The sequence below is a fragment of the Demequina phytophila genome (assembly GCF_000971135.1).
GTDB classification, from domain to species: domain Bacteria; phylum Actinomycetota; class Actinomycetes; order Actinomycetales; family Demequinaceae; genus Demequina; species Demequina phytophila.
The window spans coordinates 85998-108223 of sequence record NZ_BBLW01000006.1; the positions used below are offsets into that span (position 1 = coordinate 85998).

18 protein-coding genes are annotated in these 22226 nt (G+C 71.4%); 4 read left to right on the forward strand and 14 right to left on the reverse strand.

Annotation, left to right across the window (positions count from 1 at the left end; genetic code table 11):
• Positions 1-52: 52 nt before the first annotated feature.
• Positions 53-2194, reverse strand: a complete 2142-nt coding sequence (locus AOM01_RS10120; RefSeq protein WP_062292789.1) for a tyrosine-protein kinase domain-containing protein — start codon at positions 2192-2194, stop codon at positions 53-55.
• Positions 2191-3834, reverse strand: coding sequence for a hypothetical protein (locus tag AOM01_RS10125; RefSeq protein ID WP_062292792.1), 1644 nt, complete (start codon positions 3832-3834; stop codon positions 2191-2193). Before AOM01_RS10125 ends, AOM01_RS10120 begins: the two co-directional genes overlap by 4 nt.
• Positions 3835-4014: 180 nt before the next feature.
• Here AOM01_RS10125 and AOM01_RS10130 point away from each other — a divergent pair, with 180 nt between their 5' ends.
• Both AOM01_RS10130 and AOM01_RS10135 read left to right on the forward strand, forming a co-directional pair.
• Positions 4015-5214 (forward strand): lipopolysaccharide biosynthesis protein, encoded by a 1200-nt coding sequence (locus AOM01_RS10130; protein ID WP_062292794.1) that lies wholly within the window; start codon positions 4015-4017, stop codon positions 5212-5214.
• 157 nt (positions 5215-5371) lie between these two features.
• Positions 5372-5914 carry an arsenate-mycothiol transferase ArsC gene (locus tag AOM01_RS10135; protein WP_062292797.1) on the forward strand — a complete coding sequence of 181 codons (543 nt, stop codon included), beginning with the start codon at positions 5372-5374 and terminating at the stop codon, positions 5912-5914.
• Here the strand turns inward: AOM01_RS10135 and AOM01_RS10140 are convergent, their stop codons facing one another.
• The 9 genes from AOM01_RS10140 to AOM01_RS10180 form a co-directional block, all read right to left on the reverse strand.
• On the reverse strand, positions 5915-7042 hold the full coding sequence (locus AOM01_RS10140; protein ID WP_062292799.1) for a glycosyltransferase: 1128 nt from the start codon (positions 7040-7042) through the stop codon (positions 5915-5917).
• A 62-nt stretch (positions 7043-7104) separates the two neighbouring features.
• The gene (locus tag AOM01_RS10145; protein ID WP_062292801.1) at positions 7105-8589 is read right to left on the reverse strand and encodes a sugar transferase; all 1485 of its coding nucleotides are present in this window, start codon (positions 8587-8589) and stop codon (positions 7105-7107) included.
• A 38-nt stretch (positions 8590-8627) separates the two neighbouring features.
• Positions 8628-8987, reverse strand: a complete 360-nt coding sequence (locus AOM01_RS10150) for a hypothetical protein (RefSeq protein ID WP_062292804.1) — start codon at positions 8985-8987, stop codon at positions 8628-8630.
• Between the two features lie 387 nt (positions 8988-9374).
• Positions 9375-10316 (reverse strand): putative endonuclease domain-containing protein, encoded by a 942-nt coding sequence (locus AOM01_RS10155; protein ID WP_062292806.1) that lies wholly within the window; start codon positions 10314-10316, stop codon positions 9375-9377.
• A 225-nt stretch (positions 10317-10541) separates the two neighbouring features.
• Positions 10542-11000 (reverse strand): CAP domain-containing protein, encoded by a 459-nt coding sequence (locus AOM01_RS10160; RefSeq protein ID WP_169746547.1) that lies wholly within the window; start codon positions 10998-11000, stop codon positions 10542-10544.
• Between the two features lie 20 nt (positions 11001-11020).
• Positions 11021-11560: a YdcF family protein gene (locus AOM01_RS10165; protein WP_062292811.1), complete on the reverse strand. Its 540-nt coding sequence runs from the start codon at positions 11558-11560 to the stop codon at positions 11021-11023.
• 65 nt (positions 11561-11625) lie between these two features.
• Positions 11626-12174, reverse strand: a complete 549-nt coding sequence (locus tag AOM01_RS10170) for a YdcF family protein (protein WP_156155937.1) — start codon at positions 12172-12174, stop codon at positions 11626-11628.
• A 44-nt stretch (positions 12175-12218) separates the two neighbouring features.
• Positions 12219-13349 (reverse strand): Gfo/Idh/MocA family protein, encoded by a 1131-nt coding sequence (locus AOM01_RS14425; protein WP_156155938.1) that lies wholly within the window; start codon positions 13347-13349, stop codon positions 12219-12221.
• Complete coding sequence (locus AOM01_RS10180; RefSeq protein ID WP_082110167.1) at positions 13346-16222, reverse strand: FAD-binding and (Fe-S)-binding domain-containing protein; 2877 nt, start codon at positions 16220-16222, stop codon at positions 13346-13348. Before AOM01_RS10180 ends, AOM01_RS14425 begins: the two co-directional genes overlap by 4 nt.
• A gap of 514 nt (positions 16223-16736) precedes the next feature.
• On the opposite strand from AOM01_RS10180, the gene AOM01_RS10185 reads away from it, so the two are divergent.
• A complete protein-coding gene (locus AOM01_RS10185; RefSeq protein WP_156155939.1) occupies positions 16737-17336 on the forward strand; it encodes a hypothetical protein in 600 nt (199 codons plus the stop codon).
• On the opposite strand, the gene AOM01_RS10190 is transcribed toward AOM01_RS10185, so the two are convergent.
• Positions 17333-17743 (reverse strand): arsenate reductase/protein-tyrosine-phosphatase family protein, encoded by a 411-nt coding sequence (locus tag AOM01_RS10190; protein WP_062292820.1) that lies wholly within the window; start codon positions 17741-17743, stop codon positions 17333-17335. The genes AOM01_RS10185 and AOM01_RS10190 overlap by 4 nt on opposite strands.
• Before the next feature lie 10 nt (positions 17744-17753).
• A complete protein-coding gene (locus AOM01_RS10195; RefSeq protein WP_228374277.1) occupies positions 17754-18416 on the reverse strand; it encodes a metalloregulator ArsR/SmtB family transcription factor in 663 nt (220 codons plus the stop codon).
• A gap of 299 nt (positions 18417-18715) precedes the next feature.
• Between AOM01_RS10195 and AOM01_RS10200 the strand changes: the two genes are divergently transcribed.
• Positions 18716-21109, forward strand: a complete 2394-nt coding sequence (locus AOM01_RS10200) for a hypothetical protein (protein WP_062292825.1) — start codon at positions 18716-18718, stop codon at positions 21107-21109.
• 247 nt (positions 21110-21356) lie between these two features.
• On the opposite strand, the gene AOM01_RS10205 is transcribed toward AOM01_RS10200, so the two are convergent.
• Complete coding sequence (locus tag AOM01_RS10205; protein WP_062292828.1) at positions 21357-22142, reverse strand: L,D-transpeptidase; 786 nt, start codon at positions 22140-22142, stop codon at positions 21357-21359.
• Between the last annotated feature and the right edge of the window lie 84 nt (positions 22143-22226).

Genomic DNA, 22226 nt, shown 5'->3' on the forward strand with positions numbered 1-22226 from the left:
GGCGGGGTCACACGGGTCAAGGGTATTGCGCGGCCGCCCTTCACTGTCGCCCTCAGCTCGACTCGGACGAGTCGCCGCCGCCCACGACGCGGACGCCCGCCGTCACCGGCTCGGCCTCCCCGTCATCCTCGACCTCGGGGATCGCCACGGACTCGTCGGCCGCCTCGATGCGCTCCTTCTCCGTGGCCTCCGCAAGCTCGCGCTCGACCTCCTCGAGGTCCCCGGCGAACTCGGACTCGTCGATCTCGGGCACCGGGATCGAGTCCTCGTCGTCCTCGTCCGCGACAGCCTCGGGCTCGGCGGACTCGTCGGACTCATCCTCGGCGTCCGCCTCGGCCTCGACCGCCTCGATCGCCTCGTCCGCGTCGTCGACCTCCACCACCTCGTCGGCGTCCAGGGCGCCCTCAACACCCTCACCGTCGACGACGCCCTCGGATCCGCCTGCCGGCGGCTCCTCCTCCGCGGTCTCGGTGGCGTCGAGCGCGAGGTCCAGCGCGTCCTGCTCGACGGGCGGCACGCTCGCCCGCGACTTGCCGCGTGGGCGCGGCGGCTTCCTCCGCGCGCGCTCGCCTCCGCCGCCGGACGCGGCGGGGCCGGGACTGTCCAACGGCTCGTCCTCCTCGGCCGCGGCCTCGGCGACGGGCTCAGCCTCGGGCTCCGACGAAACCTCCGCAACCTCCCCGGCGGCGACCTCGTCTCCCGGCGAGGCCACCGCATCGTCCACCGTCGCGACAGGCTCGACCGGCGCATCGTCCCCCGCAACGTCCGCAGCGACGGCGGCCAGCTCAGGCTCCGGTTCGGCGGGCGGCGCCTCGAGGGCCTTCTTGTCCCCCGACGCGTACACGTACGCCCCCGAGCGGTACGGCGACCGGTACGCGCCGCGCACCGGCACGCCGTCGAGGATCACGCCGATCGCGCGACCCTTGACCTTCTCCAGGTCGCCGATCGCCTGCTCGAGCTCGTCGATGGTGGTCCGCCCGGCGCGCGCCACCACCAGCGCGCCGTCCGTGCGCGCGGTCAGCACCGCGGCGTCCGTGACGGGCAGCAGCGGCGGCGTGTCGACCAGCACCATGGTGTCCGGCGGGAACGAGTACAGCAGCTGGTGCATCGCGTCCGAGGCGAGCAGCTCCGACGGGTTGGGCGGGATGGAGCCCGACGCGAGCACCTGGAAGTGCCCCGTGGTGCCGTACGTGTGCAGCGCCTTGTCCAGCGCGATCCGCCCCACCAGCACGTCCGTGAGCCCGATCGCGTCGGGCAGGCCCAGGTTGGTCGCGACCGCGGGACGGCGCAGGTCCGCGTCCACGAGCACCACGTCGCGGCCCGCCTCCGCGATGGCCTCCGCGAGCTTGGCGATGGTGGTGGACTTGCCGTCGCCCGGCAGCGCCGACGTCACCACGATCACCCGCGGCGGGTGATCGATGTCCACGAACTGCAGGTTGGTGCGCAGCTGACGGATGGACTCCTTCATCGCGAAGTCGTCGCCGCCGGCCGTCACGCCGGCCTTCGCGATCTGCTGGTTGAACGGCAGCGCGCCCACCACGGGGATGTCGAACAGGCTCTCGATGTCCGCGGGCTTGCGCAGGCGGCGGTCCTGCGTGGACCGCACCACCGCGACCACGATCCCCACCACCAGGCCGATGATCAGGCCCAACGCCACCGTCAGCTTGACGTTCGGCGACGTGGGGACGTCCGGCAGGGACGCGGTGTCGAGCGCCATCAGGCCCACCGCCGCCGGGGAGCCGCCCGTCGCGGTCGCCTGCGCGTTCTCGATCTCCGCCACCACGGACGTGGTCGCCACCACCCACGCGTTCGCGAGGTCGCGTGCGGCCTCCGGCGTGGGGCCGTGCGCGTAGATGCGGATCACCGCGGTGTCGGTGGAGTTCGCGATGGAGACCTGGTCGAGGAGCTCGTCCGCGGTGAGGTCGGAGCCCACCATCTCCCCCGCCCGCGCCGCGACCGTGCGCGACTTCGCGATGTCGACGTAGCTCTTGACGTTCGACTCCGCGTCGTTGCCCACGATCGATGATCCGTCGCCCGCCGAGGCGTCCGTGGTGATCACCGCGGAGCTCGCCGCGGTCCACACCTTCTCCTGGACCATGGTCCAGCCGAACGCGAGCGCGCCGCCCACCAGCGTCATGGCGAAGATCGCCAGCCAGTGCGAGCGGAAGATCCGCATGTACTCCTGGAGCGTCATGAGTCCCCCCGGTCTCTCGCGCCTCGCGCCAGTGTAGGACCACGCATCCCCCGCGTGGAAGATCCGTTTTCACCGCTATTTGACAGGTTCGGGCGGACGATGCGGCGGGTGCGCTTGCGCGCCCCGTCCAGCAGCCCGGCCGCGGGTCCCGTGACGAGGTAGCAGGCCACCACCAGCGCCATGCCCTTGCTCATGGATTGGAGCAGCGGCCCGCGCATGAGGATGAATCCGTAGCCGGCGAGCAGCGGCAGCAGCAGCGCGACGAAGGTGGTCTTGCCGAATCCGACGTGGTCGCGCGTGAGGTCCAGCCTGTCCTCCAGGCGCCGCGCGCCCCACCCGAACAGCAGGAACGCCGCCCCGAGCCCTATCCAGCCGAAGTCGATCCACACCTCGAGCGGCAGCGGCGAGCTGAGGTTGGTGATCGCGAGGTCGAAGTGTTTGCCCAACAGGACGCCGGTGTCCTCGCCCTTGCCGCTCCAGAGGGATCGTGGGACGAAGAAGAGCACGGCGGACCCGGTCTGGAGGCCCCGGGTGAAGCCCTCGTCCTGGACGTAGTCGACGCCGTTGGCGGTCATCACCACCTGGTCGTAGTCCTTGGTGGAGATCTTCTCCGCGACGGAGGTCACCTGCACCTGAGAGCCCTGGCCCACCGCGTCGTAGCGGGTGACGTCCGTGTACGGGAAGATCACGAGGGCGCCGAGGATGCCGAGGGTCACCGCCGCCGTGAATCTGCGGCGGCTGAGGCCGGGGATCGCGTAGGCGATGCCGACGAGGACGGTGAGGGCCCAGTAGCGGGCGGTCACCAGCGGGTTGTTCACGATGACGTTGAGGCCCAGCACGAGCGCGAACCACAGGAAGTCGGTGGCCTCGCGCTTGCCCTTGTCCAGCAGCACGATGATCCAGCCGATCAGCGCCACCAGCGCCGGCCCCACGCTCGCCGCGAGGATGATGGTCGCCATCGCCTGGTTCCCGTCGGACCGCAGGCCGGCGTCTACGTACGCCTGCGTGAGCGCGGCGCGGCTCTGGAAGAACACGGCGGGGCCGCCCAGCGAGCCGACGTAGATCCCCGTGGACAGCGTCGCGAACACGCTGAGCCCCACCAGGCGCGGCCGCGTCATGACGCGGCCCTGGGCCCGGACATCGTCCGGTGTGGTGGTGGCGGCCTTGGGGCCGCCCGTGCGCTTGGCGAGGTGGTGGCCCAGCTCGAACGCGATGGCCGCGGCGAGGAACAGGAGGCCGGCCTCGGCCATGTCCTCGATCGCGACCAGGAAGTACCCGAAGCTCTGCGTGTTGAGCTGCGCGAGCGGCACCACGCCCGCGGAGATGTAGAGGAACATCCAGAACGTGCCGGCGACGATGTGCGGGCGGGGTTGCGCGATCAGGATCGCCAGGCGGATGGCCGAGGCGCACGTGATGAGCAGCGCGATCGGGTACAGGCCGGGCGAGATGGACGCCTGCTCCTCGGTGACCGGGAGCAGCAGGATCGGGAGCGCGATCGCGAGGATCGCGAAGCACAGCGGGATCGCGTCGAACGCGGCGCCGCCCAGGGTGCGGGCCCGGGCGAAGGCGCGCGACAGCCGGGTGTGGGCGGGACCCAGCTGGGCCTTCCCATGCTCAAGGCTGTGCCGCACCTCCGTCACCGATATCCCCCTTCTCGGCGTGAGGCCTTCTCAGGGTCAGGGTAGTCGCGCGGGCTTGTTGCGGATAGGGGTGGATTTTTCGGGTGAATCACCCGTGACGCGCATCAATGTCGCAGGTATGGTTGCACTGCGTCACGATTCGGATGAACGTGACGTTCTAGCAACCGGACGGATGCGCGGATGAGACGACAGTTCGTCACACTCCTGGGGGCGCGCGGGACGGCCGGCCTGGCACAGGCCGCGGTACTCGTGCTGGTCGCCCGGTGGATGCACGTCGCCGACTACGGCGCGCTCATGGGCTGGGCGGGCGCGCTGCTGGTCGCGGCCACCGTCGCGGACCTGGGCGTGAGCGGGTACGTGCTGGTGCAGCTGCCCAAGGGGCGGCTCGACACGGTGCGGCGGGCGCTGAGGCTCAATACGGTGACTTCTCTCTTGGGTGGCGTGCTGTTCGCTTTGCTTGGCGTCTTTCTTGCGCCCGCCGGGCTGGCTGCCGCTTTTGCCGTGCTCGCCGTGGCCGCGTTCCTCGAGAAGAACACCGAGACGCTCACGTACGTGCGCATCGCGCAGGGCGACAAGGTGATCCCTGCGGTGTCGATCCTGCTGCGGCGGCTGCTCAACCTGGCGCTGACGCCGCTGCTGTACTTCGTGTTCGGGGTGCCCGCCGCGCTGGCCTATGCGCTCGGGTACGCGATCGCGTGCGCCATCGCGCAGGTCCACGCGCGCCGGCCGGTGCGCCGGTCCATCCCCGCGGGCGAGCTCGAGGGGACGTGGGCGGTGCTGCGGCACTCGCTGCGCATCATGGTGGAGCTCGCGGCGGGCGGGGCGCGGACGCTGGACACGGCGGTGGTCGGGTTCGTGGCCGGTGGGGCGGCGGCGGGTGCGTACGCGGCGGGTACGAGGCTGGCCAACCCCTTTGTCATAGTCGCCGGGACGCTGTCGAACGTGCTGATGCCGCACGTGTCGTTGGCGGATCACGAGGCGTCGCGGCGTATTGCCCGGAGGCTCGCGCTGGCGACCGTAGTGCTGGGGGCCGTGGTGATCCCGGTGGCGTGGCTGATCTCGCCGCTGCTGCCGTGGCTGCTGGGACCCGGATACGAGGAGTCGCAGCAGGTGTTCGCGTGGGCGCTCCCGGCGATCTTCTTCGTGGGGATGTCGACGGCCTTTGCCGGCTACCTGCAGGCGCTGGGCCGGTCGGGCTTCGTGGCGGTCGCGGCGGGGGTCAACGCGCCGGTGCTGCTGGGGGCCGTCGCCCTCGGTGCGTCCCTGGGGGGCGCCGCGGGGGCCGCCCTGGGGCTGTGCGCATCGTCCGCGCTGTACGTGGTGGTGCTGGGGGTGAGGTCGCTGGTGGCGACACGGGCGCCGGAGACTGTTTCTAGTTGACCCCCCGACCGCTCTCCACACGGATTCTGCAACTGCACCCCTTCTGGTCGGGCGATGCGGCGGGAGTTGCAGGTGGATCCCGGCTGAGCCGTGATTCTGTGTGGAGACTGGCACGGGGGCCCATGTGGAGAAGGGCGTGCGCCGCTATCCTCGGGCCATGACCACCGTCCTGACCGTGTGCACCGGCAACATCTGCCGCTCGCCCGCCGCGGAGCTGCTGCTCGCGCGCGCCCTGGGCGACCTGGCGACGGTCTCGAGCGCGGGGACGCACGCGCTGGTGGGCCACGGGGTGCCCGGCGAGATGCTCCACGAGCTCTCCACCGACGGCATCGACGGCTCGCAGCACGCGGGCCGGCTCCTCACGGAGCGGATCATGAACTCCTCGGACCTCATCATCACGATGACCGCCGAGCACCGCCAGCTCGCCGTCCGCACCGGGCCGGCCGCGCTCAAGCGGACCTTCACGCTCGCGGAGCTCGCGGCCGCCGCCGGCACCGGAGCGGTGCTCGAGGGCGACACCCCGGCGGAGCGGCTCGCGGACATCCCGCGGTCGATCGCCGCGCACCGTCACGTGCTCGCCGGCTACGAGCTCGACGACGTCCCCGACCCCTACCGCCGCTCGCAGCAGACGTACCACGACGTCTACGACCTCATCCGCGGCGGCGTCGCCGAGTTCGCCGACTGGGTCTACGAGGGCTGATCAGGCCGCGGGCTGGGGCGCGCCCGTCTGGGGCGTCGCGACCATGTCCTCGACCTGCTGCGCGGCGTGCTCCCACGTCCACCGTTCCCGCGCGTACTCGCACAGGGACGCGGCGGCGCCCCCGGCATCGTCCCTCGCGGCGCTGCTGAGGCCCTCGGCGAGCTTGTCGACGTCCTGCGGGTAGGTGCGGGCGACGCCGTCGTGCTCGGCCTCGAGCATCGCGACCACCCGGTCGCTGGTGACCACGCCGAGGCCCGCGGAGGCGGCCTCGGAGACGGCGATGCCGAAGGACTCGTCGTCGGAGGCGAGGATGAAGACGCGGTGCGTGCGCAGCAGCTCGCGGCGCTGATCCTCCTCGACGGTGCCGACGAAGGTGACGTGGTCGGCGATGCCGAGCTCCGCCGCGAGCGCCTGCGGGTCGTACGGCAGCCCGGGCTCGATGGGGCCGCCGACCGTCATGTCGTGCCCGCGGTCCTTGAGGCCGCTGGCCGCGTAGGCGCGCAGCGCGAGGTCGAGGCGCTTCTTGGGCGCGACGCGGGACAGGAACAGCACGCCGCGGCGCTCCTTCCAGGGCGTGTCGATGAGGTGGAGCGCCGGGTCGACACCCAGCACCATGGTGTCGGTGCGGGTGTAGCCGCGCTCGCGCAGGTAGCCCTCGTCGCGCCGGGAGTCGGAGACCACCACGTGCGCGTGCTTGAGCGTGGGCCCGAGCATCACCTTGTCCCACACGGCGTTCATCGCGGGGTGGCGCGGGTGGTGGTCGGGGGTCCACACGCCGTGCGGCGCCGCGAGGAACGGCACACCCTGACGGCGCGCCTCCCGCATCCCGAACACCGAGGCGAAGCTGTACACGCCGTGGATGTGGACCAGGTCCGCGTTGCCCACGGCCTCCTTGATCGCTGCGTGAAGACCCCGCCCGTACGCCCACTGCCCCGGCCCCATCAGAGGGATGAGGGTGACGTCCGCGCCGGGGACCCGGCGGTCCTCGTCGGACTCGACCAGCAGGTCCGTCGCGACGACGCTCACCTCATGCCCCCGCGCCTTCTGCACGGGGACCAGCCCGCGCAGCAGCGTGGTCGGGCCGCCCAGCCGACGGCTGGTGCCTGGCGCGATGTGCAGGATCCTCATGTGTACCCCTCCTCAGCCCTCGCCCACCCCTCAGCCGGCGAGGCTCCTGTGTGATGTGCCTGCTAGTAGGCGCCCTTGCCCGCGACCACGGCCCAGACGGTCCTGAGCAGGATCACGGCGTCCAGGCCGAGCGTCCAGTTGTGCGTGTAGTGCAGATCCAGCCGCACGCTCTCCTCCCAGGAGAGGTCGGAGCGGCCGCTCACCTGCCACAGGCCGGTGATGCCGGGACGGACCAGCTGGCGGCGGAACACGTCCGCGTCCCACAGCTCGGTCTCGGAGGGCAGCGGCGGGCGCGGGCCCACCAGCGACATGTCGCCCTTGAGGACGTTGAACAGCTGCGGGAGCTCGTCGAGCGAGTAGCGGCGGATGATCTTGCCGACCGGCGTGATGCGGGGATCGTCGCGCCGCTTTCCCAGGACCCCGTTGCCGTCATCCTGCGCGAGCGCCTCGGCGCGGCGCGCGTCCGCGTCCATGTACATGGAGCGGAACTTGAGCATCTGGAACGGCTCGTGGTCGAGCCCCACGCGCTGCTGCTTGTAGAGGACGGGGCCCTTGCTGGTCACCTTCACCGCGATGGCGATGGCGAGCATGGGGAGGGCGAGCAGGAGGACGATGCCGGCCGCACCCACCTTGTCGGCGGCGTACTTGAGCGCGCGGCTGGGTCCCGAGAAGTGCGGAGGCTCGACGTGCATGAGCGGCAGGCCGGCGACCTGGCTCACCAGCACGCGGGGAGCCGCGACGTCCACCACGGTGGGCACCACGATGAGGCCGATGCCCGTGTCCTCCACCGCCCACTCGAGCCGGCGGGCCTCCGCGAGCGACACGTCGTCGTTGCCCGCCAGCACGATGTACTCGGCGCCGGCGCGCTGGGCGGCGACCGCGGCATCGTCCACCGAACCCAGGACGGGGACGTCGGGGAGGTCCTCCGCGAGCGGGCCGACCGTCGGGTTGGAGCCCGTGGCCGTGCCGCGGGCACCCGAGAGGCAGACGCCGACGATGCTGTACGCGTGGTCGTAGTCGCCGTTGAGGCGCCGGACCATCTGCGCGACGGTGCGGCGCGGGCCCGCGATGATCACCGGCTGGCGCAGGCGGCCCGACTTGCGTTGCGTGTGCAACCACGCGCGCCACGCCCGGCGGTAGCCGAACAGGACGAGCGTGCCGACGGGCAGCGCGAACAGCAGGTAGCCGCGGCTGAGCGCCCAGCCGCCGAAGAACCCCACGACCGCGACGATCGCGAACGTGCGCAGGCCGGCGGCGAGGACGCGCTGATACTCGTCGGGGCCGGAGCCGATGATGCGGATGTCACGCGACCGGGTCCAGCCGAGCTCGAGGATCCACAGCACCGAGATGCCGATGGTCGCCCAGATGTACGCCGGCGCCGCGGGACCCATGAGCGGGATGAACGGCTCCCACCCGAAGCGGAGACCGTGCGCGATCACCATGGTCATCGCGACCACGAACGCATCCGTGAGCGCGATGCGGCGTTGGACGCTGCGCTGCCACTGCCTGGAGCGCTGCCCCACCGGCGCGGTTGCCGCTAGCACCATAGGTTGTCCCCCCGGTCAGCCCTTGTGCGTTGTGGTGGCTACTGCGCGTCCTCGGGCTCGTTGCGCCGAGCCGCGACGATCACGGTGGTGGCGCCCGCGAGGAGCAGCACGCCCGCCCCGAGAGCCATGGTGGTGCCGGCGAAACCGGTGGCCGAGAGGAGCTCGGCCTCGGTGGTGACGGTGCCCGTCTTCTCGGGCGTGCGCGTGTTCTCGACCACGACGGTGCCCGTCTTGGGCGGCGTGGTCTTCGTCGGGGTGCTCGTGGTCTCCGACGGTGTCGGGCGCGGCGGGATGGTCCCGCTGTCCGGACTCGGTGCGATGTATGCGAAAGCGGCGGCCGGGGTCAGGGTGATCCCGCCTGCCAGAACTGCGATTGCGATGGTGCGACGGATGTTCACGTCACTTCCCCCTCATGCCCTCAGCGAGCACGGCCCCCCGGCTGGCTCGGTTTCGACAGTAGCACCGCGTGTCCGGTTTGTCCGCTGTTTTCTGTTCGTCCGGATGGGGATTCGCGGGATTCTTGCGCCGGGGGTCCGTGGGGTGGTGCGGGCCGTGCGGCTGGGGTGGGATCGGGGCGGGCCGCCTCCATCGAGTTGATCGGATCGCGCAGATCTTCGGCGCGTTTTGTGCGCGGGTGTATCACCGGAGCTGATGAGCGCCGTGCGGCTCGCATGGGGCGCCGCGCCGAGCGCGCCGGCCTCGGCAACCTGATCCGATCGAGCAGATCCGAGGCCTGTTTTCTGCGCTGGCGTATCAACGGCAGCTCGGTGCCTCGAGGGCCGAGCTCACGCCGCAGGAAGCCGCGCCGCGATCGTCTCCGCGAGCATCCGCCGACACCACTCCGGCCGGTCCCGCAGCTCCTTGAAGGAGAACCTCACCGGGAGCCAGCCGATCGAGGCGAACTCGGTGTTCCGCTCGCGATCGCGCGCGACGGCCTCGGGGCTGGTGTGGTCGGCATCGCCGTCGCATTCGAGGTCGATCCTCGCGGCACGGTGGATCCCGTCCGGCCTCCGCCGCCGGCCCTGCACCACCATCGGGACCTGCCACTCGAGTTCGGCGAACTCCTCGCCGGTGAACACCTCGCGCTTGGCCATGACCTCGGTGGGCGAATGCGCGCCGGCAAGGAACTCGCCCATGATGGCGTCGAACTCGGCGCGATCGGGCAGTCGCCTGCGTTCCTTGGCCGCGCGGATCAGTGCGCGCGGGCGCACGATGTTGAGCCAAAGCGCCTCGTAGAGGATCGACTTGCGGCGCTCGGGTGGCGCACAGGCCCACGCATCGAGGAGCGCGATCGCCGCCGGGGCGCACTTCGCCACCTTGCCCCACCGCGGGACGGTCGGCAGCGTGGTCCTCCTGAGGTGCACCCACGCGGGCACGTGCGCGCTCCATTCGAGCGGCCCGATGCAGCACACGTCCTCAGGCGCCGGATAGCGGGCGTCGAACAGGTGGAGCGCGGACTCCCCCGTGATCAGCACCTTGCGCTTGGTCCACACCCAGACCGCCTCGCAGCGCATGGCGTGATCGTCGTTCAGGTTCGCGTGCACGTACACACCAGGGAGCAACGCCACCAGGAGGCCCTCACGCGTCGCGAGCTCGAGCCCGTAGCGCCCGATCTCCTTGATGAGATCCCCGCGCCGCACCGCGCGCTCTCGAAATCGCGAGGGCTCCCCGCCGATGCGGGCGAGCAGCACGTCGATCTTGCGCTGCACCTTCGCCGATCGCCCCATGCAGGAATGGTGAGGCGCGGTGGGACCTCGGTGAAGGCGCGGTCGCGGATCTGTGGAGAACGCGGGTGGGCGCTGCGTCCGGGGACGCGGGCCGCGGGCTGCGACGCACGAGCCGCACGAGCCGCACGAGCCACCCCTGCCAAGTTGATCCGATCGTGCAGATCCGGGGCCGCTTCTCTGCGCCGGTGTATCAGCGGGAGGTCGAGCGCCCGGACGGCGGACCCACTACTCGGCCGCCACCACCGCACCTTCGAAGAGCTCCGAGCACGCCCGCATGCCCGAATCCGAGCCGTCCGGCAGCGGGTCCGCCTCGACGCACGCCACGGCGCCGATGGTGAACTCCGGATCCAGGATGTTCGCCCGGTGGCCCGCGGATCCCATCCACAGCTCCACCACCGCCTCGGCGCTCACGTCCGTGCGCGAGAGGTTCTCCCCCGCCTTGGCGCCCTCGTGGCAGGTGGAGACCAGGACGTCGTGCTCGAGGTCGGCATCACCCGCGAACGGCTCCGCGCGCTCCGCGGCCTTCTGGGCCAGGCACTCGTTCCACTTCAGCGGCTCGAGCTTCGCCTCCACCCGGGCGTCGTTCGCGATGTCGAAGAGGGACCGCGCGAGCTCGTCGGGCGGCGTGGGACCCGCGGAGCAGCCCGCCAGCACGGCCGCCCCGATCGCAAGCGAGGGCAACACGCGAGCCAGCCCACGCATCGTCAACAGCCGTCCTCGAGCCACACCTTCACGAACGCCGCGCTCTGATACGCGTAGTGATACGCCCAGTACCAGGGGTCCAGGTGCTCGCCGGAGCTCAGGTACGCGATGTCGCCGTCCCAGCATCGTTCCATGATGACCCGAGTGCGCGTGAGGTGCGGCGTGGTGGTGATGACGGCCACCGACTCCCAGCCCTCCTGGTCCACCAGCGAGCGGAGCCAGCGCGCCTCGCCGCGCGTGGTGAACGGGTCGGGCTCGGAGCAGAAGACCTCATACCGCTGAGCCGAGTCGCACGCGGCGGCGGCCTCGTGCCACTTCCCTCGCTCCTCGTCGTCCTCGCCCAGCGAAACGACCATGGTGTCGGTGAGTCCGTCGGCGATCATCTGCTCGGCGAGCTCCATCCGGGTGTCCGTGGGCGGCCCGATGACGTAGACGGCGTCGACGGCGCGCGGTTCGTCATGCGCGGGGAACACGTACAGCGGCAGCCCGATCAGAACCACGAGGCCTGCGAGCGCCGCCGCCAGGATGAGGAGCCGTTTCACGTGCGGCACCCTAGCGCGGCCAGGTTGCGGCGAGGTGACGGGCGTCTCTCAGGGGGACGATGCCCCTAGCAGCCCCGCTCCACCGCCACCTTCGCGAAGGCGGCGGTCTGGTAGAGGTACTGCTGGACCCAGAGCTCGAACCAGAGCGGCTCGCCGGACTCGAAGTACGCGATGTCGCCGTCCCAGCAGCGGCCCATGATCACGCGCGTGCGGGAGATGTGCGGGGCCACGGTGATGACGCCCACGGACTCCCAGCCGTGCTCCTCCTGGAGATCGCGCAGCCAGCGGGCCTCGCCGCGCGTGGTGAAGGGGTCGGGGGTGCCGCAGATGATCGTGTAGTCCTGCGGGCTCTCGCACGCCTCGACGGCCTGCGGCACCCACGCGCGCTCCGCGGGGTCCTCGCTGATGGAGACCACCACGGTGTCGGTGAGGCCGTCCGCGACCATCTGCTCGGCGAGGTCCATGCGCATGTTCATCGGCGAGCCGAGGACGTAGACGGCGTCGACCGCGCGGGGCTCGTCGTGGGCGGGGTAGACATAGAGCGGCAGGCCTACCAGCACGAACGCCGCCACCGCCGCGACCAGCGCGAGCAGCACCTTCCCCAGCCTCCCCATGGGGAGAAGGTAACCCGCGGGCGCCGCCGGGCGGAATGGGCGGTTTACCCCCAGGCCTCGTCCCCGACCACCACGTCGCGGCCGGTCTCCGCGGACTCGAGGATCGCGAGCGACAGCGCGTGGTCCCACAGGCCCTCGGCGAGCGGGTACGGCGCGGGGCCCTCGCCGCGCGCCCAGAGCCCCATGTCGAGGAGGATCTGCGCGACCGCGAGGTCGTCCTCCGACATCCGCGAGCCGTGCCACGCGTTCCGGTAGATCACGGAGCCGTCGAAGCTGCTGTGGAACAGCGCGTTGCCCTCGAGGCTCAGGTCCACCCCGGTGCGGCGGTGCTCGATCCGGCTCTCCACAGGGCCGTCGGCGGTGAAGCGCAGCACGGAGTCGTCGGCGATCTCGCCGTGCGAGCCCCGGATCACGATCCGCCGGTGCAGGGACGGGTTCCACCACTGGTTGTCGACGAAGTCGTACAGCCCCATCCCGGCGTGCCCGAGGTCGAGCGTCGCGACCGTGGTGGTGCGGGGCTGCGGCTCGGGCACCGTCCCGGACGGAGCGACCCACCCCGCGGGGGTCAGCGGATCCACCATGGGCGCGGTGAAGGTGCGGGCGGTGACCCGCGCCCCGGCGCCGCTCACGGGGGAACCCGACCCGAGCATCGTCCGGATCAACGAGACCGCGTGATAGAGGTGCGTCGAGGACAGCTGCACCTGGTGCGGCGCCCCGATGACGCCCCTCGCGAGGAGCGCGAGGCGGGCGGCGTGGCCGGGCATGCGGGTGTACTGCTCGGCGACCTGGACCAGGCCCGAGTCCCCCACGTCGGACCACAGCGCGCGGAGCCCCGGCAGGTCGGGCGCGGGCGGGGTCTCGGCGAGCACCGGGACCCCTGCGGACACCACGTCCCTGATCACGCCGGGCGACGCCTCCCACGGCACCGCGACCACCACGAAGTCGGGGCGCAGCGCGAGCGCCTGCTCGAGGCCCGCGACCGGCAGGCGGTCGTGCAGGTGCGCCGAGAACGGGGCGGCGTCGCGGCGCGACTCGACCAGGGCATCGTGCGCCCGGGACGGCGTCCGCCCCACGATCGCGACCGACTCGAGCGCCTCCGGCGCCATCGCGGCCAGGCGCAGCATGAACCGCGTGCGCCAGCCCGTGCCGACCACCGCGAAGCGCACCGGATTCACGAGGAACGCTCGACCAGCAGCTGCGCGAGGTGGCGGCCCTGGACGCCGGCGAGGTCGTCGGCCTGGGTGCGGCAGGACACGCCGTCGGCGAGATAGATGCTCCCGGACGGCGCGGAACGCAGGGCGGGCAGCAGCGAGTTCTCCGCCACCGCGACCGACGTCTCGTAGTGGCCCTTCTCCGTGCCCCAGTTGCCCGCGAGCCCGCAGCAGCCCGCGGTCTCCGTGACGGTCGCGCCGGCGCGCGCGAGCAGCTCGCGGTCCGCCGCGTACCCCATCACCGAGTACTGGTGGCAGTGCGGCTGGACCACCGCGGTGACGTCGCTGAGGTCCGGGACGCGCCAGCCGTCGCGGGGCTTGGCGGGCGCGCGGCCGGTGAGGACCTCGGCGAGCGTGTAGGTGGACGATGCCACGGCCAGGGCACGCGGGTCGTCCGGCAGGAGTTCGGTCAGGTCCCCGCGGAGGACTCCCATGCAGGACGGCTCGACGCCCACGATGGGGACGCCGTTGACCGCCCAGGGGCCCAGCACGGTGAGCAGGTGCTCGAGGTGGCGGCGCGCGCCGTCGAGCTGGCCCGTGCTGATCCAGGTGACGCCACAGCAGGCGTCGCCGGCGACCACCACGACGTCGAGGCCGGCGTCCTCGAGGACCTTCACGACCGCTTCGGGGATCTCGGGGTCGAGGCCGTCGGTGAAGGAGTCCGCCCAGAGGACGACGAGGTTGTCGAGCCTGGTGGCTTTGGCGGGGTTCGCGCGGCGCGTGCGGGCCGTCTCGCTGCGGCGGAACGGGACCTTGAACTCGGGCAGGTTCCGGCGCGTGTCCATGCCCGCGATGGAGACGGCGAGCTTCTGGATGGGGCGCGGCCTGAGCACGGCGCTGATGAGGCGCGGCGCGAGGCCCACCACCTTGAGCCAGCGCGGCAGCCACCCGATCGAGTAGTGGGTGACGGGGCGCACCTTGTTCTTGTAGGTGCGGTGGAGCACCTCGGACTTGTAGGCGGCCATGTCGACGCCGGAGGGGCAGTCGCTGCTGCAGGCCTTGCAGCTGAGGCACAGGTCGAGGCTCTCGCGGACCTCGGGCGCGGTGAGGCCGCCGATGAGCGTGCCGTTGAGCGCGTCCTGCAGCACACGGGCGCGACCGCGGGTGACGTCCTTCTCGTCGCCGGTGGCCTGGTAGCTGGGGCACATGAAGCCCGAGCCGGAGCCGATCGAGTCCGCGCGGCACTTGCCCACGCCCGTGCAGCGGTGGACGGCCTCGGCGAGGTCGCCGTGGTCGTGCTCGAGAGCCAGGCCGATGCTGGGGGTGCGCTTCGCGGCCGGCCTCCTCAGGTGGGCGTCCAGCGGGTCCGGGTCGACGATCACCCCGGGGTTGAGGAGATTCTCGGGGTCGAAGAGGTGCTTGACGCCCTTGAAGAGGTCGATCGCCTCGGGGCTGTACATGGTCGCGAGTAGCTCGGAGCGGGCGCGGCCGTCGCCGTGCTCGCCGGAGAGGCTCCCGCCGTGCTGGGCGACCAGGGCCGCGGCGTCCTCCATGAAGGCGCGCAGCGGGCGGCCGTCCTCCTGCAGCGGGATGCCGAGCCGGACGTGGATGCAGCCGTCCCCGAAGTGCCCGAACGGCTGACCCTCGACGCCGTGGCGTTCCATGAGCGCGTCGAAGTCGCGCAGGTACGCACCGAGCCGTGCCGGCGGGACGGCGGCGTCCTCCCAGCCGGGCCACGCCTCCTGGTTGGTGGAGGTGCGACCGGCGAGACCGGCGCCGTCCGCGCGGATCGCCCACAGGCGGGCGGCCTCCTTCGAATCCTCGACCAGGCGCCAGCTGTCCGTGCCGGAGTCCGCGGCGAGCGCGGCCAGGGTGGCGCGCGCCTCCTCCTCGGTGTCGCCGCCCACCTCGACGAACAGCCAGCCCTCGCCGTGCGGCAGGTCCGGGACCGGGCCGGTCGCGTCGGCGACGCGCCGCACCAGCCGGGCATCCAGGCCCTCCACCGCCTGGGGCGAGTGGGCGAGCATGGGGACCACGGCATCGGCCGCCGCGGGCATGTCCGTGTACCCGAACGCCGCCGTGAGGCGGACCGGCGGGACGTCGACCAGGCGGACGGTGGCCTCGAGGATGGTCGCGAGGGTGCCCTCGGAGCCCACGAGGAATCGCGCGAGGTCGCCGCCAAGCTCCGGAAGGAGGTGCTCGAGCGAATAGCCGGAGACCTGGCGCGAGAAGCGCCCGAACTCGGTGCGGATGAGCGCGAGGTTCGCCTGGACGAGCTCCTCGAGACCCGGGATGGCGGACGCGCCGCGGGCGCCGGCCGTGAAGCGGCGGCCCAGGCCGTCGAGCGCCTCGAGCGCGACCACGTTGTCCGCGGTCCGGCCGAACGCGACGGCGTGCGGGCCGCAGGCGTTGTTGCCGATCATGCCGCCGAGCGTCGCGCGCGTGGAGGTGGACGGGTCGGGTCCGAAGCGCAGGCCGTTGCCCGCGACTCGCTTCTGGAGCTCGGAGAGGATGACGCCGGGCTGGACGCGCGCGGTCTTCGCGTCGAGGTCGACGTCGAGGATGCGGGTCATGTGGCGGCTGGTGTCGAGCACCAGGCCCGGGCCGATCGCGTTGCCCGCGACCGAGGTGCCGCCGCCGCGCATGGTCACGGGGACGCGGGCGTCGCGCGCGGTCGCGAGGGCGGCCTCCATGTCCGCGGCGTCGCGCGGGTATGCGACCACCTGGGGCGGGATGCGGTAGTTGGAGGCGTCCGTGGAGTACTCGGCGCGGCGGCGCGGGCTCGCGTCCACCTCGCCGTCGATGGCGCGATCGAGCGCGGCGGCGAACGCGGCCGTCTCGGAGGACTCGGTGGTTCCTGAGGGGGTGCGCGGCGCCGTGGTGGTCACGCGCGCCATTCTTCCACCCCGTGTCCGCTCGCTTGCCAGGGACGTCGGGCCCGGGATCGGGGTGGGGGCCGGGCGGGGTCGGGGGTCCGCGGCGGGTTCCCCGTTCCGATTGATAGGCCGGAGCAGGTTCTGGGCGATTCTTCTGCACCGCCGTATCAGCGGACGGAGGCGCGAGCGGCGAGGCGCCTCATGCCGGAGCCCTGGTGACACATCAGGGTCCGCTGCGGCCTGGTGACACGGTGCTCTACGCACGCGTGTGCGAGCACCACCGTGCCGCGCCGAGGCGACGAGCACTCACGTGCGATGGGGACACGGCGCCGCGATGCTCCATTGGCCGCGATGCTCCATTGATAGCCCGGTGCAGAAAATCCGCGGCACATCTGCCCTCGTGTATCAACGGACCGTCGGGGCCACGCGCATGCGAGGGACCTCGCCCGCACCACGCCCATCTATTGCAAATGTGCCAAATAGGACGCACGATGGGAGCGGAACCCGGGGGAGGATCATGCAACCGTTGCGTGCGTTGGCATTCGCGACCATGGTCGCGGCCGGGGTCGCGGGGGGCGCGGCGGTGGCCACGTCGCTCCCTGCGCTCACCAGCCCCGCGATCTTCGTGGACGGGTTCGGCGACATCAACGTCAACGTCTCGTGCGGCTCGCAGATGAACCTCGACATCGCCTACCAGGTGGCGCCCGAGCTGGAGTGGGAGTTCGTGGTGACCACGTCCGAGGGCGACGTGTTCTTCCTCACCGACACCGACGGCGACCTCATGGGCTTCCACCCGGTCATCCCCGCGGAGGACCTGCCGGACGTCAACTACACGTTCACGGTCGACGGCATGTACGGCGACGAGAGCTACCCCGGCCTGTTCTCGGGCAGCGTGGTCTGCACCACCGAGCCGCCCGAGCCCTCGATCACGCCGTCGCCGACCATCACACCCGAGCCCTCGGTCACCCCGGAGCCGACCGTCACCGCCGAGCCCACGGACACGGCGGAGCCCACCACCACGCCCGAGCCGAGCGAGTCCGCGACCGACGGCACCGACGGCGGCGACGTGGGCGTGCTCGACGAGACCGCGGGCGGCGCCTCACCCGTGCCCGGCGAGGCGGGCTACACGGGCTAGGTGGAGACCACCGACGGCCCGGGCTCCAGCCCGAGCGACTCCATGAGCGCGCGGACGCGGCCGTCGATCTCGTCGCGCTGCGCCTCGGAGGGGCCGGGCTCGATGGACCAGTCCTCGTAGCGCTTGCCGGGGATGTACGGGCAGGCGTCGCCGCAGCCCATCGTGACGATCACGTCCGCCTCCTGGAGCTGCGCGTCGGTCCAGCGCTTGGGGTGCTCGTGGGTGATGTCGATCCCGACGGCGGCCATCGCGGCGACCGCGCCGGCGCTCAGCGCCTCACCCGGCTCCGAGCCGCCCGACCACGAGGTCGCGCGCTCCCCGGCGTAGTGCGCGAACAGGCCGAGCGCCATCTGGGACTTGCCTCCGTTCTTCACGCAGAGGAACAGGACGGCGGGCTTGTCGGTCATGAGATTCCTTTCAGAGGGACGATGCGAGGGTTGCGGCGAGCCGCGTGACGCGCGGCTCGAGGGCGTCGAAGGCGGCCGCGAACGCGCGGCTGGTGCCCTCGGCGACGGGGTCGGGGATGGACCAGTGGAGATCGCCGCCGCAGTCCTCGTACGCGAGGTCGCACACGGCGATCACCAGGTCACCGGGCTCGCGGGTCGCGTCGAGGGCGGCGGGCGCGAGGGCGACGGGCTCGAGACCGCGGCGGCCGAGCTCGTCGAGGGCGAGCGGGTGGATCCGCGCGGCGGGCGCGGTCCCGGCCGACGCCACGGGGACGATGCGCCGGGCGCCCAGCATCGCGGCGGCCAGCTGGGAGCGGGCGGAGTTCGCGGTGCAGGTGAACAGGACGCGCGCCGGGCGCGGGGCGTCGCCGGCCCGGTCGCCGTCGAGGGCCGCCGCGACCAGCGGGCTCCACGCGAGCGTGAGGTAGGAGCGGCGGCCATCCGCGTCGGAACGCCGCCGCGTCACCACTCCAGCGTCCTCGAGCACGCGCAGGTGGTGCGCGAGCAGGCTCGAGCTGAGCTCGGCGCGCGCCGCGAGCTGCCCGGGCGAGAGGTCGCCGTCCGCGAGCGCGTCGACCAGCGCGAGGCGATGCGGGTCGGCGAGCGCCGCGAGGACGGCGAGACGGTCGGTCACACCGCCAATATATCTCAACCCACGTTGAGAGAACACCCATCCCCCGCCGAACCCGGCCCCGTACGAGGCGCGACATTCGGCGCGGCGGTGCGGGCGCATCGGCCTCTCAGGCGCAAGACTTGAGCCGATAACGCATTCCCTTTTGTCACATCCTTCACGCCCGTATAACGGCGTCACATGCGTGTATGTGGAATTCTTCACAGCTTTGACGGTGGTTTCCGGGGGCCGGACCATGGTCCCAGCTGGGGAGCTGGGCGTCATTGTTGACGCCGGATCACCCTTCCCAGCAGGAGGGGATCATGAAGCTGAGGAAGACTTGGGTGGGTGCGGTCATCGCCGCGCTCACCATGATGGTGGCATCGCCCGCCATGGCGACGCAGGGCGACCCGCAGCCGGGCAACGACGGCGTCCACAAGGTCTGGGTATGCAAGTACTCGGGCACGCCGTACGTCGACGAGGTGCTCAAGCCGGGCAAGAACCCGATCGCCGTCGACGGCAACGCCACGACCGGCACGTACTTCAACGACGGGCAGGGTCAGTCCTACGTGCTCGACCAGGTCACGGACGAGAACACCGAGCAGGGCGAGCGCTACACGGGCGGCAAGACCTGCCCCGAGGGCCGCTCCTTCGACTGGAACTGGCAGTACCCGGCGCCCACCTGCGACGCGCTCACGGTGACCTACCCGGCCGCGCTTCCCGCCGGCCAGGCCAACGACGTCAACGTGCGCATCAAGAACCTCGCCACCGGCGAGGAGAAGACGCTGAACTTCCACAAGAACGGCGGCACCTGGACCGGGACGCAGACCTTCACGTTCGCGTCGCACCCGAGCTGGCCGGGCTGGAGCTACTACGCGGTCGTGTGGACCCAGGTGGCCGGCACCAACTACCACTGGCAGGGCACCGTCACGTGCGGTGAGCGCGAGAAGCCCACGAAGCCCGACACCAAGGTCGAGAGCACCCAGTGGGAGGTGTCCGACTACATGTGCGAGTCGGAGACCGTGACGCTCACCCGCGAGACCACCACCACCACGTACACGTGGGACGAGAACGCGTGGGAGTGGAAGTCCTCGAAGTCGACCGAGACCGCGACCGACTCGCGTGCGATGACGGAGCAGGAGAAGGCCGCGCAGTGCGAGCAACCGCCCGTCGACGTCTGCCTCAACCTTGACGGCATCCAGACCGAGGTGCCCGACGGCTACAAGTCCGACGGCAACGGCACGTGCTGCAAGTGCACGCCGCCCCCCGTGGTCGACAAGTGCCTCAACATCGACGGCGACCAGGCGACCGTGCCCCAGGGCTACACCCGTGACGGCAACGGCGACTGCTGGACCGCCAAGCCGGACATGAAGGTCGAGAAGACCGAGTGGTCGGTGTCCGACTACAAGTGCACCCCCGACAAGGTCACGGAGACCCGCAACGTCACGACCACCACGTACACGTGGGACACCGTGACCGGCACGTGGACGTCTCACGTCGAGACGACCTCCGAGACCCGCATGCGGGCCATGACTTCTGAGGAAGCCGCGCAGTACTGCCCGCCGGCGCCCAAGAAGGTGTTCGTCTGCAAGTACGTGAAGACGCCTGGCGGCTCCTTCGAGGTGGCGCAGACCGGCAACAACCCGATCTCCGTGTCCACCAACGCGATCCCCGGTTGGGATGACTCGAAGTCCCTCGAGGACAACCCGAAGTGGTTCGCGGACGCTCACGAGCTGTCCATGGTGATCGGCTGGGACGAGGTCCAGGGCGACGGCCAGAACAACGAGCCGTCCATCGACGACTGCCTCATGCCGCCCAAGGTCGAGGTCAGCGACTGGAGCGGTGAGCCCCAGTGCGGCGTGGACTTCTACTTCGAGTCCGCGACCGAGACCACCACGTCCTACCTGCTCAACAAGGTGGACGGCGTGGGCACCTGGGTTCCCGTGGTGACCTACAAGCAGCTCGAGCGCAAGGTCTACGTCGAGGCCGTGCCGTGTGAGGATGCCTCGGCATCGGTCACGGTGACGCCCGCGACGTGCGACGCACCCGGATCGGTCGCGGTGGCGACTGCTGAGAACGCGAGCCTCTCCGGTTCGCTCGACCAGACGCCCGGCACCCACGAGGCGACCTTCGTCGCCGACGACGGTCACGCGTTCGAGGGCGGCGACACGACGCTGGTGGTGGAGTACACCGTTGAGGACCAGCTGACCGAGGGCTGCGGCGAGGTGGAGGTGAGCCCGGCGTCGATTGACGGGACCCTGGTGGGCGAGGTCTGCACCGCCGACGCGCCGTTCCTCCAGTACGACATCAAGCTGGACGACCCGGACAACGTGTCGACCGACGACGGCACCGCGACCATCACGTTCGTCCACCCGAAGAACCCGGCGAAGAACTGGTCGACCACCGTGGACATCGGCTCCGGCCGGATCCTGTGGCCGGGAGCCAGCCTCGACGCCAACGGCGTGGCGAACAACTGGCCCGGGTACAGGTACGTGCCCTCGAAGGACGCCTGGGTGTCCGTGGGCAACGGCAACTACGGCTGGACCCGCTCGGACAACACGCAGGTGATCATCCAGGTCAACCCGAGCAAGTCCTTCACGGTCTCCTACCCGCCGGCCACGCCGGTGTGCAACTCGGAGCCGCCTGAGACGGTGGTGAGCGTCCTCGACGCCCCGCCTGCCACCCCGGTGACGGGAGTGGCGAGCTACACGGGCTGATCCCTCGGTGTAGCGCCCGGCGTGGCGCGGCCTTCCTCAGCGGGCCGCGCCACGCCGGGCATCTTCATGTCCCCGGGGCGGGGGGGACGGCGGGCACGGGGGACGATGCGCGGGCCGCCCGGGCGTCCGATGCCCTGGCTCTGCGGCTCCGTTGATACACCGGCGCAGAAATCCGGCGACTTCTCTGCACTGGATGATCACTTGACCGCGAGGCGGCCCGGCCCGGCAGCGGCGCCGCCACCCACCGCTACGCAGCGTCGATGTAGACCGGCGTGCCCAGCGGGATCCCCGCCTCCGTGACCATCTCGGTGATCACGTCGTTGGGCACGCGGATGCAGCCATGGGAGACGGCGCGGCCGAAGGAATCGGGATCGTTGGTCCCGTGGATCCCGATCACCGCATCGCCGCCCGCGAAGGAGTCAAGCACGGGCGAGTAGCCCGACAGCCCGTACGCGTACGGGCCGTACGCGCCGTCCGGGTCCGGCGGCTGCAGCAGCTCGCGGATGAAGTAGACGCCGCCGGGGGTGGGGAGCTCGTCGGTGCCGAGCCCGATCTCCGTCGTGAGGACCTTCTTATCGCCGTCCCACACGGTCAGCGTGAAGTCTCCGAGGCTGATCTCGACCGACATGTCCGTCGCGCTCACCGTCGCGTTGTCCGCGGAGATCCATCCCGTCGACCCGTTGGGCCGCACCGGCAGGTACACCTCGAGCCACGACCCCTGGATCTGCTTCACCAGGAACACCAGCGGCGTCGCCTCGGGCACGGTGAGCACGTCCTCGGCGCGGATCACCTGCTGCTCGCTGCCGTCGGGCTCCGTCAGCACGGTCACCTTGGTGCCGCGGACGGTCGCGATGTAGGAGGGCTCGGCCTGCTCGGTCGCGGACGGCTCGGGCGTCGGCGTGGTCGAGGCCGTCACCGCGGGCACGGGCGCCGCGGTGGACGATGCCGCGGTCGCCTCGGGCTCCGAGGCGGGGGTGCACGCGGCGAGAGCCAGTGTGGCGACCATGGTGAACAGCGCGACGACGCGGCGCATCGGACCTCCCTCAGACCCTCGGCGTCACCACACTACGACGCGGCCGCCCGACCCGGGTAACTTCCCGGGTCGGGCGGCCGGCGC